Source organism: Bradyrhizobium sp. BRP23 (assembly GCF_020194135.1).
Lineage (GTDB): Bacteria > Pseudomonadota > Alphaproteobacteria > Rhizobiales > Xanthobacteraceae > Bradyrhizobium > Bradyrhizobium yuanmingense.
Genome location: NZ_JADYVW010000018.1, coordinates 44,158 through 61,261 on the forward strand (window position 1 = coordinate 44,158; position 17,104 = coordinate 61,261).

General features: G+C 65.2%; 12 protein-coding genes. 4 read left to right on the forward strand and 8 right to left on the reverse strand.

Going from position 1 to position 17,104, the window contains the following annotated elements:
* The first annotated feature begins 132 nt into the window (after positions 1–132).
* The 3 genes from I6F24_RS32600 to I6F24_RS32610 all read left to right on the forward strand — a co-directional run bounded on the left by I6F24_RS32600 (position 133) and on the right by I6F24_RS32610 (position 5,971).
* A complete protein-coding gene (locus I6F24_RS32600) occupies positions 133–1,332 on the forward strand; it encodes an efflux RND transporter periplasmic adaptor subunit (RefSeq protein WP_036026265.1) in 1,200 nt (399 codons plus the stop codon).
* Positions 1,329–4,493, forward strand: coding sequence for a multidrug efflux RND transporter permease subunit (locus tag I6F24_RS32605; protein WP_225150730.1), 3,165 nt, complete (start codon positions 1,329–1,331; stop codon positions 4,491–4,493). Before I6F24_RS32600 ends, I6F24_RS32605 begins: the two co-directional genes overlap by 4 nt.
* A gap of 287 nt (positions 4,494–4,780) precedes the next feature.
* Entirely contained in the window at positions 4,781–5,971 is a 1,191-nt protein-coding gene (locus tag I6F24_RS32610; protein WP_225150732.1) for an ABC transporter substrate-binding protein, read from the forward strand.
* Between the two features lie 213 nt (positions 5,972–6,184).
* Here the strand turns inward: I6F24_RS32610 and I6F24_RS32615 are convergent, their stop codons facing one another.
* From I6F24_RS32615 to I6F24_RS32630, 4 genes are read right to left on the reverse strand one after another with little or no spacing between them, the layout of a single operon-like run.
* On the reverse strand, positions 6,185–6,571 hold the full coding sequence (locus tag I6F24_RS32615) for an MAPEG family protein (protein ID WP_225148484.1): 387 nt from the start codon (positions 6,569–6,571) through the stop codon (positions 6,185–6,187).
* A 26-nt stretch (positions 6,572–6,597) separates the two neighbouring features.
* Positions 6,598–7,680 (reverse strand): lipocalin-like domain-containing protein, encoded by a 1,083-nt coding sequence (locus I6F24_RS32620; RefSeq protein WP_225150734.1) that lies wholly within the window; start codon positions 7,678–7,680, stop codon positions 6,598–6,600.
* Complete coding sequence (locus tag I6F24_RS32625; RefSeq protein ID WP_225150736.1) at positions 7,670–10,132, reverse strand: FtsX-like permease family protein; 2,463 nt, start codon at positions 10,130–10,132, stop codon at positions 7,670–7,672. Before I6F24_RS32625 ends, I6F24_RS32620 begins: the two co-directional genes overlap by 11 nt.
* Positions 10,129–10,782, reverse strand: a complete 654-nt coding sequence (locus I6F24_RS32630; protein ID WP_225150738.1) for an ABC transporter ATP-binding protein — start codon at positions 10,780–10,782, stop codon at positions 10,129–10,131. The genes I6F24_RS32625 and I6F24_RS32630 overlap by 4 nt, the downstream gene beginning before the upstream one ends.
* A 144-nt stretch (positions 10,783–10,926) precedes the next feature.
* On the opposite strand from I6F24_RS32630, the gene I6F24_RS32635 reads away from it, so the two are divergent.
* Positions 10,927–12,252: an MFS transporter gene (locus I6F24_RS32635; protein WP_225150740.1), complete on the forward strand. Its 1,326-nt coding sequence runs from the start codon at positions 10,927–10,929 to the stop codon at positions 12,250–12,252.
* Positions 12,253–12,510: 258 nt separating this feature from the next.
* On the opposite strand, the gene I6F24_RS32640 is transcribed toward I6F24_RS32635, so the two are convergent.
* From I6F24_RS32640 to soxB, 4 genes are all read right to left on the reverse strand, one after another.
* Positions 12,511–13,719 carry an MFS transporter gene (locus I6F24_RS32640; RefSeq protein WP_036026276.1) on the reverse strand — a complete coding sequence of 403 codons (1,209 nt, stop codon included), beginning with the start codon at positions 13,717–13,719 and terminating at the stop codon, positions 12,511–12,513.
* A 166-nt stretch (positions 13,720–13,885) separates the two neighbouring features.
* Positions 13,886–14,059 (reverse strand): hypothetical protein, encoded by a 174-nt coding sequence (locus I6F24_RS32645; protein ID WP_036014608.1) that lies wholly within the window; start codon positions 14,057–14,059, stop codon positions 13,886–13,888.
* Between the two features lie 87 nt (positions 14,060–14,146).
* On the reverse strand, positions 14,147–15,184 hold the full coding sequence (locus I6F24_RS32650; protein WP_057027433.1) for an MBL fold metallo-hydrolase: 1,038 nt from the start codon (positions 15,182–15,184) through the stop codon (positions 14,147–14,149).
* A 131-nt stretch (positions 15,185–15,315) separates the two neighbouring features.
* Complete coding sequence (gene soxB / locus I6F24_RS32655) at positions 15,316–17,067, reverse strand: thiosulfohydrolase SoxB (protein ID WP_225150742.1); 1,752 nt, start codon at positions 17,065–17,067, stop codon at positions 15,316–15,318.
* Positions 17,068–17,104: the final 37 nt, after the last annotated feature.

The following is a 17,104-nucleotide window of genomic DNA, read 5'->3' on the forward strand; positions in this document are numbered from 1 at the left end:
CCGGTCAGGGCGCCGTTCGGAGCATTGCGCGCGCATTGGTCTTGAAGAGTTCATCTTTGCAACACATCTTGTGGCGCCCGCAGGTAGAGGCGTACCCTGCATCTTCTGCGGCTTTGATGCGAGGACCTGGGGATGAGCGGACCGGACGGAAGCAGGCAGTTGATCAAAAAGCACGATTTCGTTCAGGTCAGCGCAATCGCCGGGCTTCTCGCCGCCGCGTTCGCCCTGTCCGGCTGCGACAAGCCGGCATCGCAGGCTGCGGCTCCGCCGGCGCCGGCGGTGACGGTCGCCCAGCCGGTCAAGCGCACAGTCACCGATTGGGACGAGTTCACCGGCCGCTTCGAGGCGGTGGAGGAGGTCCAGGTGCGGCCGCGGGTCGGCGGCTTCGTCAACTCGGTCGAATTCCAGGACGGCGCCATCGTGCGTCAGGGTGACCTGCTCTACGTGATCGATCCGCGCCCGTTCGAGGCGGTGGCCACTCAGGCGGAGGGCCAGCTGTCAGACGCACGGGCGCGAGTGGAGCTCGCCAAGCGCGAGCTCGACCGTGGTCTCAGCCTCGTGCAGACCAGCGCGGTCTCCGAACAGGTCGTCGATCAGCGCCGCCAGGCCTTGCAGGCTGCGCACGCCGCCGAGATGCAGGCCGAGGGCGCGCTGAAGGCCGCCAAGCTCAACATCGAGTTCACGCATGTGGCAGCGCCCTTGACCGGCCGCGTCAGCCGCCATCTCGTCAGCCCCGGCAATCTCGTGCAGGGCAGCGACACCGGCACCTCGACGCTGCTGACTTCGATCGTCGCGCTCGATCCGATCTACATCTATTTCGACATGGATGAGGCGACGTTCATCAAATACAGCAAATTGTGGTTCGAAGGACGGCGGCCAAGTTCGCGCGATACCGCGAACCCGGTGCAAGTGACGCTGGCCGGCGAGACCAAGCCCTCGCGCGAGGGCACCGTCAATTTCCTCGACAATCGGCTGGACGTGTCGACCGGCACGCTGCGCAGCCGCGCGGTGGTGAAGAACACGGATCTTTCGATCCTGCCCGGCCAGTTCGGCCGCGTCCGCCTGATCGGCAGCGCGCCTTACGAGGCGCTGCTGATTCCGGACGCTGCGATCGCAACCGACCAGTCCCGCAAGATCGTGTTCGTGGTCAAGCCTGATGATACGGTCGAGGCACGCCCCGTCGTGCTCGGTCCGCTCGACGACGGCCTGCGCGTGATCCGTGAAGGGCTGAAGCCGGACGATCGCGTCATCGTCAACGGCATCCAGCGCGCCCGCGTCGGCGCCAAGGTCGCTCCCCAGACCGCGCAAGCGCCGGCCGGTGGCAAGTCATGAATCTTGGCCGCCTCTCCATCAACCAGCCCATTTTGGCGATGGTGCTGTCGATCGTGCTCCTGATCGTCGGTGCACTCGCCTACACCACGCTGCCGGTCTCCGAATATCCGCAAGTGGTGCCGCCGACCGTCGTCGTCACGACGCAATATCCCGGCGCCTCCGCCCAGACCGTGTCCGACACGGTCGCAGCTCCCATCGAGCAGGAGATCAACGGCGTCGAGGACATGCTGTATCTCTACAGCCAGGCGACCTCGAACGGCCAGCTCACCATCACCGTCACCTTCAAGCTCGGCACCGATCTCGACAAGGCCCAGGTGCTGGTGCAGAATCGCGTCGCCATCGCGCAGCCGCGCCTTCCAGAGGAAGTGCAGCGCAACGGCGTCACCACCCGCAAGAACTCGCCCGACATCCTAATGGTCGTGTTCATGCTGTCGCCGGACGACACGTTCGACCAGCTCTACATCTCCAATTATGCGCTGCTCCAGGTCCGCGACCAGCTCTTGCGCATCGACGGCGTCGGCGACATCCAGATCTTCGGCGCCCGCGACTATTCGATGCGGCTGTGGCTCGATCCTGACAGAATCGCCAATCTCGGCCTGACCTCGGCCGAGGTGCTCGCGGCCATCCGCGCCCAGAACGTGCAGATCGCCGGCGGCCAGATCGCCGAGCCGCCGATCACCGATCGGGCCTTCCAGCCCAATCTCACCTTCACCGGACGTTTGAAGGACCAGAAGCAGTTCGAGGATATCTTGATCAAGGCCGGCCCTGACGGCCGCACGGTGCGGCTGCGCGACGTCGCCCGCATCGAGCTCGGGGCGCTGGCCTACAGCACCAACAGCTTCCTGCTGCGCAAGTCGGCGGTCGCGATGCTGGTGACGCAGCGGCCGGGCTCGAACGCGCTCGCGACCGCAAAGAACATCTCCGACACCATGACGAGGCTCAAGGAGAGCTTTCCCAGGGGGCTCGACTTCAATATCGGCTACAACCCGACCGAGTTCATCGCCCAGTCGGTCCACGAGCTGATCAAGACCATTTACGAGGCCATGCTGCTCGTGGTCGTCGTCGTGCTGGTGTTCCTGCAGGGATGGCGGCCCGCGATCATTCCGATCATCGCGATTCCGGTCTCGCTGGTCGGCACGTTCGCGGTGATGGCGGCGCTCGGCTTCTCCATCAACAATCTCACCCTGTTCGGGCTCGTCCTCGCGGTCGGCATCGTGGTCGACGACGCCATCGTCGTGGTCGAGAATGTCGAACGCCATCTCGAGCACGGCCTCAGTCGTCGCGATGCCGCGCTGAAGACAATGGAGGAGGTCGGCGGCGCACTGGTCTCGATCGCCCTGGTGCTATGCGCGGTGTTCGTCCCGACCGCGTTCCTCGGCGGCATCTCCGGGCAGTTCTTCCAGCAATTCGCCGTCACCATCGCCGTTGCGACGGCGATCTCCTGCTTCTGCTCGCTGACGCTCTCGCCCGCGCTGGCCTCGCAGATCCTCACACCACACGAAGAAAAGCGGCCGCCGGCCGCCTGGAACATCATCGCGCGCGGCTGGAATGCGTTCACCGGCGTGTTCAATCGCGTGTTCGACCGGCTGGCGCATGGCTATGCCGGCCTCGCCAATTTCGCGATTCGCCATTCGGTGGTGATGCTGCTGATCTACGTCGTGCTGATCGGCGGCGCCGGCTGGTTGATCGTGACCACGCCGCAGGGCTTCATCCCGGCGCAGGATCGCGGCTACGTCATCATATCCGTGCAATTGCCGGGCGCGGCGTCGCTGGCGCGTACCACCGAGGTCGTTCGCGAGATCGAGCGGATCTCGCTGGAAACGCCGGGCATCGTTCGAGTCGCCGCCTTTGCCGGTTTCTCCGGCGCCACCCGCACGCAGGCCGGCAATGCGGCGGCGCTGTTCCCGGTGTTCGACGAGCCCGAGGCGCGGCTGAAGAAGGGCCTGTCCGCGAATGCCATCACCGCCGAGCTGCGCAAGCGCCTGTCCGCGATCCAGGGCGCTTTCATCATCGTGATTCCGCCGCCGGCCGTGCCCGGCATCGGCACCGGCGGCGGCTTTGCCATCCGCATCCAGGACCGCCAGGGCCGCGGGCCTGAAATGCTCGCAGCCGCCACCGACGAGCTTGTCGCCGCCGCGCGCAAATCGCCCTCGCTGCTCGCCCCCTCGGTGTTCTCGCCGTTCACGGCCAACACGCCGCAGCTCTTCGTCGACATCGACCGCACCAAGGCGCAGAAGCTGGGCGTGCCCATCTCCAACATCAACGAGACGATCCAGACCTATTTCGGGTCGACCTATGTCAACGACTTCAACCTGTTTGGCCGCACCTACCACGTCACCGCGCAGGCCGACTTCCCTTTCCGGAAAGAACCGAGCGACCTTGCGCGCCTGCGCACGCGCAACGCTTCCGGCGACATGGTGATGCTCGGCAGCGTGGTCGAGTTCAAGGACGTCTCGGGACCCGACCGCGTCGCGCGCTACAATCTCTATGCGGCGTCCGAACTCCAGGGCGAGCCGGCGCCGGGCACGAGCTCGACCACCGCGCTCAACGCCATCAAGCAGCTCGCGAACGATACTTTACCGAGCGGCTTCACCTTCGAATGGACCGACCTGTCCTATCAGCAGGTCACCGGCGGCAATGCCGGTCTCTACGTATTTCCGATCTGCGTGCTGTTCGTCTATCTCGTCCTCGCCGCGCAATATGGCAGCTGGACGCTGCCGTTCGCGGTGATTCTGATCGTGCCGATGTGCCTGCTCGCCGCCACCATCGGCGTTCGCGTCATGGGCCAGGACGTCAACATTCTGACCCAGATTGGCTTCGTCGTGCTGGTGGGACTGGCGGCGAAGAACGCGATCCTAATCGTCGAATTCGCGCGCGATATCGAGAACGAAGGCAAGCCGCGGCTGGAGGCCGTCATCGATGCCTGCCGCCTGCGCTTGCGGCCGATCCTGATGACCTCGTTCGCGTTCATCCTCGGCGTCTTGCCGCTGGTGATCTCGAGCGGCTCTGGCTCGGAGATGCGCCAGGCCGTCGGCGTCGCCGTGTTCTTCGGCATGATCGGCGTCACCCTGTTCGGCCTTCTGTTCACACCGATCTTCTACGTCGTGGTGCGGAACCTGGCGGAAGGGCGGCGCGACAAGAAGCCGGAGGCGATGGCCTGACGTCTCTCTCGATGGCCAAAGACTCCGCCACATCCTCCGCTGTCATCCTCGCGAACGCGGGGATCCATAACCACAGGGAGGAGTTTAGCGCGACAGCGGCGAGTCTTCGCCAAACACCATCCTGTGGTTATGGGTCCCGGGCTCGCGCTGCGCACGCCCCGGGACGACGGTGGAGAATGTGGCACGCAGAATCCCATACTAACGACCAACATGAAATGGATGGGCGCGCGCGGGGTTCTTCACTACTATCCGCGCGATTTCACAGAAGAATGCCGGGAGTTAAACATATGAAATCAGCACTTTGGGCCGCAGCGGCCTCGGCCCTTTTGATTGCGGTTCCCGCCTCCGCGCAAGGAGTCAAGATCGGCATCCTCAACGACCAGTCCGGCGTCTATGCCGATTACGGCGGCAAATGGTCGGTCGAAGCGGCCAGGATGGCGATCGAGGATTTCGGCGGCGAAGTACTCGGCCAGAAGATCGAGCTCGTCACTGCAGACCACCAGAACAAGCCTGACCTCGCAAGCTCGATCGCGCGGCGCTGGTATGACGTCGAGAACGTCGACATGATCACGGAGCTGACGACCTCCTCGGTCGCGCTCGCGATCCACGAGCTCTCCAAGGAAAAGAAGAAGATCGACATCGTCGTCGGCGCCGCGACATCGCGCCTCACCGGCGATGCCTGCCAGCCCTACGGCTTCCACTGGGCCTACGACACCCGCGCGCTCGGCGTCGGCACCGGCGGCGCGCTGACCAAAGCCGGCGGCGACACCTGGTTCTTCCTCACCGCGGACTACGCCTTCGGCTACGCGCTGGAGAAGGACACCAGCGAGATCGTCACCGCCAATGGCGGCAAGGTGCTCGGCTCGGTGCGCGTTCCGCTCAATTCGTCGGACTTCTCCTCCTTCCTGCTGCAGGCGCAGAGCTCGAAGGCGAAGATCGTCGGCCTCGCCAACGCCGGCCTCGACACCACCAATTCGATCAAGCAGGCGTCCGAGTTCGGCATCGTCGCGAGTGGCCAGAAGCTCGCGGGCCTCCTGATGACGCTTGCCGAGGTGAACGGCCTCGGCTTGCAGGCCGCGCAAGGCCTGGTGCTGACCGAAGGTTATTACTGGGATCTCAACGACAGGACGCGCAATCTCGGCGAGCGCTTCCTCAAGCGCACCGGGCGGATGCCGAGCATGATCCACGCCGGTACCTATTCGGCGACGCTGAGCTATCTCAAGGCCGTCAAGGCTGCCGGCACCAAGGATCCGGATGCCGTCGCCAAGAAGCTGAAGGAGCTGCCGGTCGACGACGACTTCGCGCAAGGCGGCAAGGTGCTCGAGAATGGCCGCATGATCCACGACATGTATCTGTTCGAGGTCAAGAAGCCCTCGGAATCGAAGAAGCCCTGGGATTATTACAAGCTGCTCGCCACCGTCCCCGGCGACAAGGCCTTCTTCACCGCCAAGGAGAGCGGCTGTCTGCTGACGAAGTAGGGAAGTGGCACAGCGAGCGCCACACCCTCGCTGTCGTCCCGGACAAGCGCGCCTCAAGCGCGCGCCGATCATGGACCCATAACCACAGGCACGCGTGGTTACGGGGACTCGGAGTGATCAGCTCGCATCACGACATCTTCCTGTGGTTATGGGTCCCGGATCGGCGCTTACGCTTGTCCGGGACGACAGCGGAATGTGTGGCGACGGATTGCCTCACACCAACCGCAGCACCACCGCCCCGAGCGCCCCGACCCACAGCGCCATTGCGGCGAGCGCCTGGATCGCAAAGCCGGTGCCGCGCTTGGCCACGGCTTGCGAATAGCCGATGAAATAGACGATCCGGCCGATGATCCAGATCGCGCCAATCGCCGCCGCGATGGCGTCGCTGATATAGATCGCGAACAGCCAAAGGGCCGGCAAGAAGATCGGCATCCATTCCAACGTGTTCATCTGGATGCGGAAGGCCCGTTCGAAATCCGGATGCCCCGACATCGCAGGTACCTTCACGCCGGTCTTGGTGCGAGAGCGCGAGACGTTGATGGAGGTGAAGAAATAAAACGCGATCGCCAGCAGCGTGACGAGGGCGGTGAGATGATACATCGTCGTTCCTTCGAAGAGATCGCGCCTCAATAGCCGGTCAGCTCGAGATAGCCAACGCCGTCATGTGTGCCGGCAAAGCTGATCGGCCCTTCCCAGTACGAGAAGCCGGTCCCCATCCAGGCGTTCGGATTGAGCGGCTTGCAGAGGATCGAGAATGATCGAGCGGGGATCGCGATCTGCCATTGCACCGGCAGCTTGCGTCCCGCGACCTCAGCCGTCGCCTTCGGCATCATCTGGATGTCGCTGCCTGCAATCATCTGCGTCTCGCCGGCCGCGCTGATCCAATTGCCGAACGGATAATTTCTGGCGTCCTTCTGCCGCAGCCGGTACAGCATCAGCTTGTCTCCGGATGACAGATGCAGCGACAGCCAGTCCCAGCCGGTCTGGTCGGCGTCGAGTGGCTGGCTGCTCCATTCCCGGTCCATCCAGGCCTGGCCCGAGACATCGACCGGCTTGTCGTCGATGCTGAGCGTACCGCGCGCGCGGTAGAACGGCTGGCTGTAGTAGTACGAGGCCTGCCCACGCTCCGACTTTCGGCTGAAGCCGCGATCGCCCTGCAGCACGACCGGCCGGTCGGCCTCGAGCGTCAGTGCGTAGCTGAAATCGGCGCCAGCTGCCTTCAGCGACAGCGGCGCCAAAGCGCGGTCATCGGTGCGGTCAAAACTCTTCATCTCCCAATCGTCAATCCAGGCATCGAACGGTTTTGCCGTCACGCCGGCTTGCCCGACGCCACCCCGTGAAAACGTTTCAGAGAAGCGGTGAGTGTCGGCGCGCGTCACCGCGGCATGCGCCATCCACACCTGTTGATTGGCCCAGCCCTCGCCTTGCGGACCTGGCTGCGCCGCCTGGCGGAACAGCGTCCATTGCAGGCCGCACGCCGCGCCGCGCGCGTCGACGAGGTTTGCCGTGAGATACCACCACTCGATACGAAACTGCGGATGCGGTCCGTGATCTTCGGGGAAGGTGAATGTCTTTCCCGGCGTTACCTTTGTAAACCCATCGGCGGTCTCGGCGAGTCCGGCATAGCCCTGCGCGCCGGCGCGGCGCGGGAGGGCGAGGGCGACGATGCCACCGGCGAAGGCGCGCCGCGTGATGGCTTCAGCGCTCATTGGCAAACACCTTGACGAGATTCGCCGGCTGCATCCGCGCCAGCCGCACCATCGGGAGCAGCGCTGCAAGCAGCGAGGCGAAGAGCGCCACCGCGACCAGCTCCACCAGATGCAACGGAAAGACGTGGAACGGCAGCCGCCAGCCGAAAGCTTTCACGTTCACGATTGCAATCAGGCACCACGCGACCAGCAGTCCGAGCGGCACGGCCAGCAGTGCCGTGAACAGCGCGACCGAGAGCGTCTTGGTCAGCTCGATTGCGGCAAGGCGTGGCCGGGTCAGGCCGATCGCCCACAGCGGCGCAAGCTGCGGCAGTCGGGAGTTCGCCAGGGTCAGCAGGCTCGTGAGCAATGCGATTCCGGCGACGCCGAGCGTGAAGGCGTTCAGCGCCGACGTCACCGCAAAGGTGCGGTTGAAGATGCGGATCGATTCCGCCTTCACCGTCGCCTGGTCGGCGATTCTGCGGTCGTCGAGCCCGAACTGCTTCTGCAAAGCCGCAATCAGGCCGGGGATATTCTCTCTCGCGACGATCAGGCCGATCCGCGTCTGCGGCGTCTGCGGAAACTGCCGGATCAATGCGGCGACGTTCACAGTGAGCTGCCCCTTGGGGTTGCCGTAATCGGCATAGATGCCGACGATGTCGAGCTCCCAGGTCCCGCCCGGCGCCGGCACCTCGACGACGTCGCCGATCTGCACGTTCAGCCGCCGGCTCAATTGCTCGCTGATGAAGGCGGCATTGCCCGGTACCAGGCGGGTCCAGGCGCGCGGCGCGGTCTCGAGTAGCGGCCAGCGCTCGCGATAGAGCGCGTGATCGGGCAGGCCGAGCAACTCGACCGGCTGGCCCTGAACCTGCGCCTCCGCGCGCCCGCCCGAGAGGATCGCCTGAACATCGCTGCGATCCTTCAGCCAGTTCCGGATCGCGACGCCTTGCGCATTGTCGGACGCGCTGACGTAGACGTCGGCGGCGAGCCGCCCGTTGAGCCAGCCGATGAAGGTGCGGCTGAAGGTCTCCACCATGGTGGAGACCCCGACGTTGACGGCAAGCGCGAGCAAAAGCGCCATTAGCGCCAGCGACAATCCGGAGAGCTGCTGCCGGCTGTCCGCCCAGAACCACAGCACGAGCGGGCCTCGCGCGAAGCGCTGGCCTACGAGCAGGATGATGTCGAGGAAGGCCGGCAGGATCAGTGCCGCACCGAACATCAGCGCGGCCAGCACGCCGAACCCTGCGATCAGTGATTGCCCGTAGTGGAGCAGCAGCAGCGCGACGGCGAACGCGCCGCAGGCCGCACAGCTCTGCAGGATCAGCCAGCGGCGTTGCCGCTGCTGCCAGGCGCCCGGCTGCGCCGTCGCCAGCACCGGCATCCTGATCGCCTTGATCAGGCTGGTCGCCGCCGCCACAAGCGCACCCGCCACGCTGATCCCGATGCCGGCGAGCCACCATTCGGGCCGCAGGCTGAGCTGCCCAGGGATCTGCGCGCCATAGAGTCCGCGCAGCGAGGCCGCGACATCGGGCAGCAGGGCGGCTGCGATGAAATAGCCGCACGCGAGCCCGATCAGGCCTGCGACCAGCGCCAGCGCCACCAGCTCGACCACCAGCACCGTATTGACTAGCCGCGCCGAGGCGCCACAGGCCCGCAAAGTGCGCAGCATTGGCAGCCGCTGCTCGAACGCAAGGCCGACGGCCGAATTGACGATGAACAGGCCGACGAAGAACGACAGCAGGCCGAAGGCGGTGAGGTTGAGATGAAAACTGTCGGTGAGACGCTCGAGCTCCGTCTCCGCATTGGGCTCGACTCGCTCTAGCTGCTCGCCGACCACGCTCGCGAGCGGTGCGGGCTTGCCCCTCGGCTTGCCGATCAGCAGCCGCGAGACCTGGTCGGGCTTGCTCAGCAGCCGCTGTGCCACGCCGATATCGACCACGAGCACATCGGGTGCGAGCTGCGGCTGGACCCGCAGCGGCGGCAGCCTTGCGCCGCTGCTGATCGCCGGGGCCGCGCCTTCTGCTTGCTGCAAGCCCCTCAACGTCTCCCGGGCCACCAATGTCTGGCCGGGCGGAGCAACGAAGCTGCTGAGATCCGTGGCACCCAGGCGTGGCGCGTTGCCGACATCGACCGGCAGCGTGACCGGCTCGATGCCGAGCAGCCGCACCGAATGCCCGTTGATCTGGACGCGCCCCTCCAGCACCGGCGACACCGGCCAGCCGGCGCGGCGGAGCTTTATGAACAGCTCCTGCGGGAAAGTCGCCGCATTGGGAGCGACCAGCATCGCGGTGCGCACGCCGCCGAATGTCGCTGCAGCGCGGTCATAGGCATTGCGGGCCTGCTGATTGATGGCCTGCACCCCGCTCCACAGCGCGGTCGCCGCAATCAGGCCAATCAGCAGCGTCGCGAACTGCATCTTGTGGCGCCGCCAATGGCTGAGCAGCACGGCGAGAACCCAGAGCGCGCGCTTCATGAAATGCGCCCCGCATGCAACGTGAGATGACGGTCGAGCGTGGCGGCGAGATGCAGGCTGTGCGTCACCATCAGGAAGCCGCAGCCGGTGCGCGCGACGAGGTCGCGCGCCAGCGCCAGCACCTCCTCGGCGGTAGCTTCGTCGAGATTGCCGGTCGGCTCGTCCGCCAGCAGCAGCGCGGGCTTTGTCGCCAGCGCCCGGCCGATCGCGACCCGCTGCTGCTGGCCGCCTGATATTTGCTCTGGATACCGTTTGAGCAGGCTGCCGAGTCCGAGGCGCTCGACAAGCTCTTTCGTCCAGGCCGCATCATGCCGGCCGGCGATCCGCGCCTGGAAGGCGAGATTGTCCGCGACGGAGAGGCTCGGGATCAGGTTGAACTGCTGAAAGACCAGGCCAACGCGATTCCGCCGCAAGCTGGCGCGTCCGGCATCCGATAGCGTGGTGACCTCGGCGTCACCCAGCCGGATCGAGCCGCCATCGGCGGCGTCGAGGCCGGCGATCAGGTGCAGCAGGGTGCTCTTGCCGCTGCCGGATTCACCGGTCAGCGCGACGCGCTCGCCAGCCCCGAGATCGAGGTCGACGCCGCGCAGAATATGGACGGGCTCGCCGGCCGAAGAGAAGGTCTTTGAGAGGTTTCGGATGCTCAGCACGATGACGGCGCCGGACGGAATTAACGGAATTGCTGCCTAGCACACCTGATGCGGAAATGCCGGGGTTGCGTTGGCCCTGAAGCCGCTGTTAGCTTCCAAAACGGCCAAATCAAGAAAGTGCCGAAACGACATGCGGGGAGAATGATGAGCGCTCAGGAAACGCCGAATGTGGCGGCCAAGACGACCAAAACGCCAAAGGGCGCCTGGACTGTTACATTTCTCCTCTTTCTTTTCATGGTGGTGAACTTCGCCGACAAGATCGTGGTCGGTCTCGCCGGCGTGCCGATCATGACCGACATGAAGCTCAGCGCCGAGCAGTTCGGCCTGCTCGGGTCCTCGTTCTTCTTCCTGTTCTCGATCTCGGCCATCGTGGTCGGCTTCATCGTCAACAAGGTGCCGACGCGCTGGGTGTTGTTGACGCTGGCGGTGATCTGGGCGGTGTCGCAGTTCCCGATGGTCGGCACAGTCTCCTTCACCACGCTCTTGATCTGCCGAATCGTCTTGGGGGCGGGCGAAGGGCCGGCCTTCTCGGTCGCCGCGCACGCCATCTACAAATGGTTTCCCGACGAGAAGCGCACGCTGCCGACCGCGATCCTGTCACAGGGCTCGGCCTTCGGCGTCATCTTGGCGGTGCCGGCGCTGAACTGGATCATCGTCAACCATTCCTGGCACTACGCCTTCGGCGCGCTCGGGGTCGTCGGCCTGATCTGGGTCGCAGCCTGGCTCGCGCTCGGCAAGGAAGGCCCGCTGGAGGATACCGAGGTCCTGGCCGTCACCGAGCCGAAGATTCCGTACGTGCAGCTGCTGACCTCGCGCACCTTCCTCGGCTGCGTGATCGCGACCTTCGGCGCTTATTGGGCGCTGTCGCTCGGCCTCACCTGGTTCACGCCGTTCATCGTCAAGGGGCTCGGCTTCTCGCAGAGCCAGGCCGGCTTCATCTCGATCCTGCCCTGGGTATTCGGCGCCACCATCGTTCTCCTCACCGGCTGGATCTCGCAGGTGATGATGGCCCGCGGCTACACCACGCGCGTCTCGCGCGGCGTGCTCGGCTCGGTGCCGCTCATCGTCGGCGGCCTGATCCTCACCGCGATGGCGCATGTCGAGGGCGCCGGCCTGCAGATCGCGCTGCTCGTCCTCGGCTCCGGACTCTGCGGCGCGATCTACGTGGTCTGCCCGCCGATGCTCGGCGAGTTCACGCCGGCCTCGCAGCGCGGTGCAGTGCTCGCGATCTACGGCGCGCTCTACACGCTTTCAGGCATCATCGCGCCGAGCGTGATGGGCACCGTGATCCAGCGCGCCAGCAGCATGCTCGATGGCTACCTGACGGGCTTCACCATCAACGCGGTGGTCATGATCGGCTCCGGCGTCATTGGCCTGCTGCTGTTGTGGCCGAACACGGAGAAAGCCAGGCTGACACGTGGTGCGGCGGCGCAGGGCACGGCGCTGAAGGGCGCAGTGTCGCCGACGTAAGTCGCGGCTCTCTCTTACCGTCCCCTGGAGGGGGAGGGTCGCTGCGCATGTAGCGAAGCGGAATGCGTAGCGGGGTGGGGTGACGGTGTTTCCCCATCCAGCAGTGCCCGAGAGGAGAGATCACCCCACCCCGCTCGCGCTGCGCGCGATCGACCACGGGCGAGCTACGCTCGTCCCGGACCCCTCCAGGGGAGGGTAAGCGGCTGCCTCGTTAGCCTTCGCAGGAACGACAGTTGAATTTGTGTCGATGCCGACGGCTCAATTTGCTTTCGCCGGCCGGCGCTCCGTGAACGGCGACAGCACCACCGTCGCCACCATGAAGATCACGGACGCGCCGAACACCCAGTGCGGCGCGCTTTGATCCATGATCCAGCCGAACAGCAGCGGTGAGACGATGCCACCGAGGTTGAAGCCGGTAGAGGCGATGCCGAAAGCGCGCCCCGCGGCACCCGGAGGCGCGGCATTGCGCACCAGCATGTCGCGCGAAGGCGCGATCACGCCGGAGAGGAAACCCGCGGTCGCCATCGTCGCCGTCAAGGCCCAGCCCGGCAGCGTCACCAGCGCGATCAGCAGCACGATGGCCGCATTCGCGGCGAAGCAGGCTGCGGCGACATAGCCGTGACGCTCGGTGCGGTCGGCGAGGAAGCCGCCGGCGAGTACGCCCGCGGCGCTTGCGGCGAGAAACGCCGTCAGCGCGACATTGGCGATCGAATAGGACGTGCCGTAGCCGCTCATCAGCGCCACCACGCCGAAATTGTTGATGCCGGCAACCGACAGGCTCAGCAGCATGAACAGCGCAGTCAGCGTGATCAGCGCCGGCGTGATGATGGCCTGCTTTGGCGCGCTTTCGCTGCCGGGCTTCTTCTTGTGCGCACCGGCATCGGGTATGTTCATGATGATCAGCAGCAGCGCCACCGCAATGCCGATCGCGCCCGAGGCGATCAGCGCGCCGGTGCCGCCGGACAGCGTTACGAGCGCGGCCACGATCGCCGGTGCGACGGCGCCGCCGAGAAAGCCGGCAAAGGTATGGATCGAGAAGGCGCGGCCCATCCGCCCCTCGTCCATGTGCTCCGCAAGAATCGCGTAATCGGCGGGATGATAGACGCTGTTGGCAAGACCCAGCAGCACTGCGCAGGCGATCAGCGAGGCGTAGCTGAGATGCAGACCGAGCAGGATCAGCGCGGCGCCGCCGAGCGCGAGCCCGGCCAAGAGAATGCGCCGCGCGCCAAAATGGTCGACGAGGTAGCCGGTCGGCGCCTGGGTTAACCCCGATACCACCGCGAACACGGTGAGGGCGAAGCCGAGCTCGACATAGCCGACGCCGAGCTTCTCCTTCAGGAACGGAAACAGCATCGGCAGGACCAGCAGATGGAAATGGCTGACCCAATGCGCGATCGAGATCCCCGTCAGCGTGCGCAGCGCACTGTCCGTCTTGCCTTGTTGCGGTGCGGCGAGAACGTCGACCATTGCAGTTCCGTTTCACTCCCGATGGACCGGCAAACTATCGGGGCTGGCGGTTATTTGTCCATGAACGCAGGCGCATGGCAGGTAGTGCGGGCGGGGCCGTGCGGGGTCAGGTGTGCTTCACGCCGTTGTCCCCGGCGAGCGCAGGAACGACAGCGGAGCTGCATCCTCAGAACGGCTCGTCGTCCGGGCCATAGCGGTCGCGCTTCGGCGTTGCGATGTCGCCGTCTTCGTAGTCGTCGTCATCGGTCTCGCGCCGGCGCGGGGCCCTCTTCGCCTTGTCGTCCGCGGGCTTCTTCTCGGTGATCTTGGGCGGCTCGCTCGACTTGCCGGTCTTGGCCATGGCTGGTCCCGGATGGGTGATGCTGCATCCGAATCTACCTGCCAAATATGTGCGGCGCCTGATTTATCTCAAGGGGCGACGAGATCGTCAGTGCACCACCGGCCCGCCCGCCTTCTTCCAGGCATCGAGGCCGCCGGCGATATGTGCGGTGTTGAGAAGCCCCGCCTCCTTTGCAGCCGCAACGGCCATCGCCGAGCGTTCGCCGAAGGCGCAGAAGAACACCACGCGGCGGCCGCTAGCGGCCGCGACCTCGCGCAGCATGCCGCCGGGCTTGAGGCTCTCCTCGACGGAGGGATACGGCGTGTGCAGCGCGCCTTCGAGCATGCCGTGCTTCATCCGCTCATTGGTCTCGCGCAAGTCCACCAGCAGGATGTCGGGCCGGCCGAGGCTGCGGATCGCCTCGATCGCGCTGAGCGCGCGGCCTTCCTTCTCCAGCTCTTCCTGGTGCAGGCCGACATGCATGTTGGCGGGAATCGCCACATCCATCATCTTCGGATTGGGCAGCTTCAGATTGGCCATCAGCTCGACATATTCGTCGACCGAGCGCACCTGGAGCCGTGGATTGTAGCGTTTTTCCTCGCCGATGGTGGAGACGGTGTCGCCCTTGTAGTCGTGGGCCGGAAACACCATCGTCTCGTCCGGCAGCTTCAAGAGGCGGTTGAAGATCGAATCGTATTGCGCGCGCGCCGAGCCGTTCTGGAAATCGGTGCGGCCGGTGCCGCGGATCAGCAGCGTGTCACCGGTGAAGACGCGGTCGCCCATCAAATAAGAATAGGAATCGTCGGTGTGGCCCGGCGTGTACATCACGTCGAGCGACAGGCCCTCGATCGTCACCTTGTCGCCGTCGGCCACCCGCATGGCGACGACGTCGGCCTTGGTCTGGTCGCCCATCACGGTCATGCAATGGGTGCGATCGCGCAGCTCGCCGAGGCCGGTGACGTGGTCGGCATGCAGATGCGTGTCCACCGCCTTGACCAGCTTGAGGTCGAGCTCGCGCAGCAATTGGCAGTAGCGGTCGACCTTCTCCAGCACGGGGTCGAGAATCAGCGCCTCGCCGCCGGGGCGGCTGGCGAGGACGTAGCTGTAGGTGCCCGAAACGCTGTCGAAGAGCTGTCGGAAGATCATGGCAGGACCCGGCTTGGAACTGACTTCCAAGATTCTACTACAATACGGGTCGGAAAGAGAAGTAATTCACTGCATGAGCAGAAAAATTTAGAAGATTATTATTATGGTCGCATGATCGCGGACAAAACACATCATCCCAGTCCTGCAATGCCTGGATTGCCTTCGACGCCTTTCAGCGTCACGCCGGAGCCGAGCCGTTCGGGCATCATCCGGCCCGAGCGCAGATATTTGCCGACCACGTCCCACACCGGCGCGCCCTGCTGGCCGTTGACTGAGGCCCAGCCCGCGACCTTGTAGCGGTGGCTGGCGCTGAGCGCCTTGCCGCTGCCGAGCTTCAGCTCCGAGATGCGGCTGCCGATCGCAGCGTCCGGCGTGCAGGTGTAGCTGAGCCCGCCGGCACGCACCATGTCGCCGCCCTGCTGGTAGTAGGGATCGGCGTTGAAGAGGTTGTCGCAGACGTCCTCGAGCAGGTCCTTGATCTGGGCCCCCGTCATCTCCTGCACATAGGTCTCGGGATAGGTGATCGCGGTTTCCGCGAGCAGATCCTCCATGGTCATGGCCTGGCCGGACAGCGCGGTGACGCCCCAGCGGAAGCCCGGCGACAGCGCGATTTCGGCATCGAGCTCGGTGCGCAGCGCGGTGCAGATCAGCTCGTCCATGGGGCCGGAGAAATTGCCGCGGCGATAAAGCAGCCGGTCGGGCGTCGCGATCTTTTCCGACCAGTCGGCCACGTGTGGTGCACGGACCCGGCCTATCAGCTCGGCCATCGCCGGATCGGGCTTCAGCAGCTCCGAATAGACCGGCAGCAGACGATATCTGGCATCGCTGACTTTGCCGCTGTCGAGCGCGAGATCGAGCACACCCAGAAATTTCCCGTTGGAGCCGGCATTGGTGACGAGCGTCGTACCACCTGCGTTCTTCACCGGCATGGGCTGCGGCACGGCATCATGGGAGTGGCCGCCGAGAATGACGTCGATGCCGGTGACCCGGCTGGCGAGCTTGAGATCCACGTCCATGCCGTTGTGCGACAGCAGCACGACGGCGTCGACCTTGTCGGTGCCGCGCAAGGCATCGACATGCTTCTGCAACTCCTCCTCGCGGATGCCGAAGCTCCAGTCCGGTGTGAACCTCCTGGGATGCGCGATCGGAGTGTAGGGGAAGGCCTGGCCGACGATCGCGATGCGATGCCCGCCGAGCTCCTTGATGACGGAAGGCTTGAACACGCGCCCAGTGGCCTTGTCGAAGGCGGGCGCGTCGTTGAACGCGGCCTCTTCGGTCAGGAACACGTTCTGGGCCAGGAACTCGCCCTTGAAACGCTCGAGATTGTCGCGCAGCGCCTGCTCGCCATAGGTGAATTCCCAATGGCCCGTCATCGCCTCGATGCCGAGCAGATTGGCGACCTCGACCATGTCGCGGCCCTGCATCAGGTTGGCCAGCCCCGTGCCCTGCCAGAGATCGCCGCCGTCGACGAGCAGCGAACGCCGCTCGCCGACATCGGCGCGCAGGCGATCGACCAGCGTCTTCAGATGGGCAAAGCCCCCGAGCTTGCCGAAGCGGCCTGCGGACTTCTCGAACTCGAAGCAGGTGAAGGCATAGGCATCGGCGCTGTCGGAGCGGATGCCGAAGCGCTCGAGAAAGGCCCGGCCGACCAGATGCGGCGGCCGTCCCGCCATCTCGCCGATGCCGATATTGACGCTGGGCTCGCGGAAATAGACCGGATTGAGCTGCGCATGCGTGTCGGTGATGTGCAGGATGCGCGCATTGCCGAACCGTTCGAGGTCGTAGATGCTGGCGGCGTCAGCGCCGCGGGCGAGCCGCGGCAGGCCAATCGTTGCCGCGGCAAGGCCTGCACCTTTCAGGAAATCGCGGCGGCGGATCGCCATTCAAGAATTCTCCGCGCCTCTCGTGGGGACTGCGTTC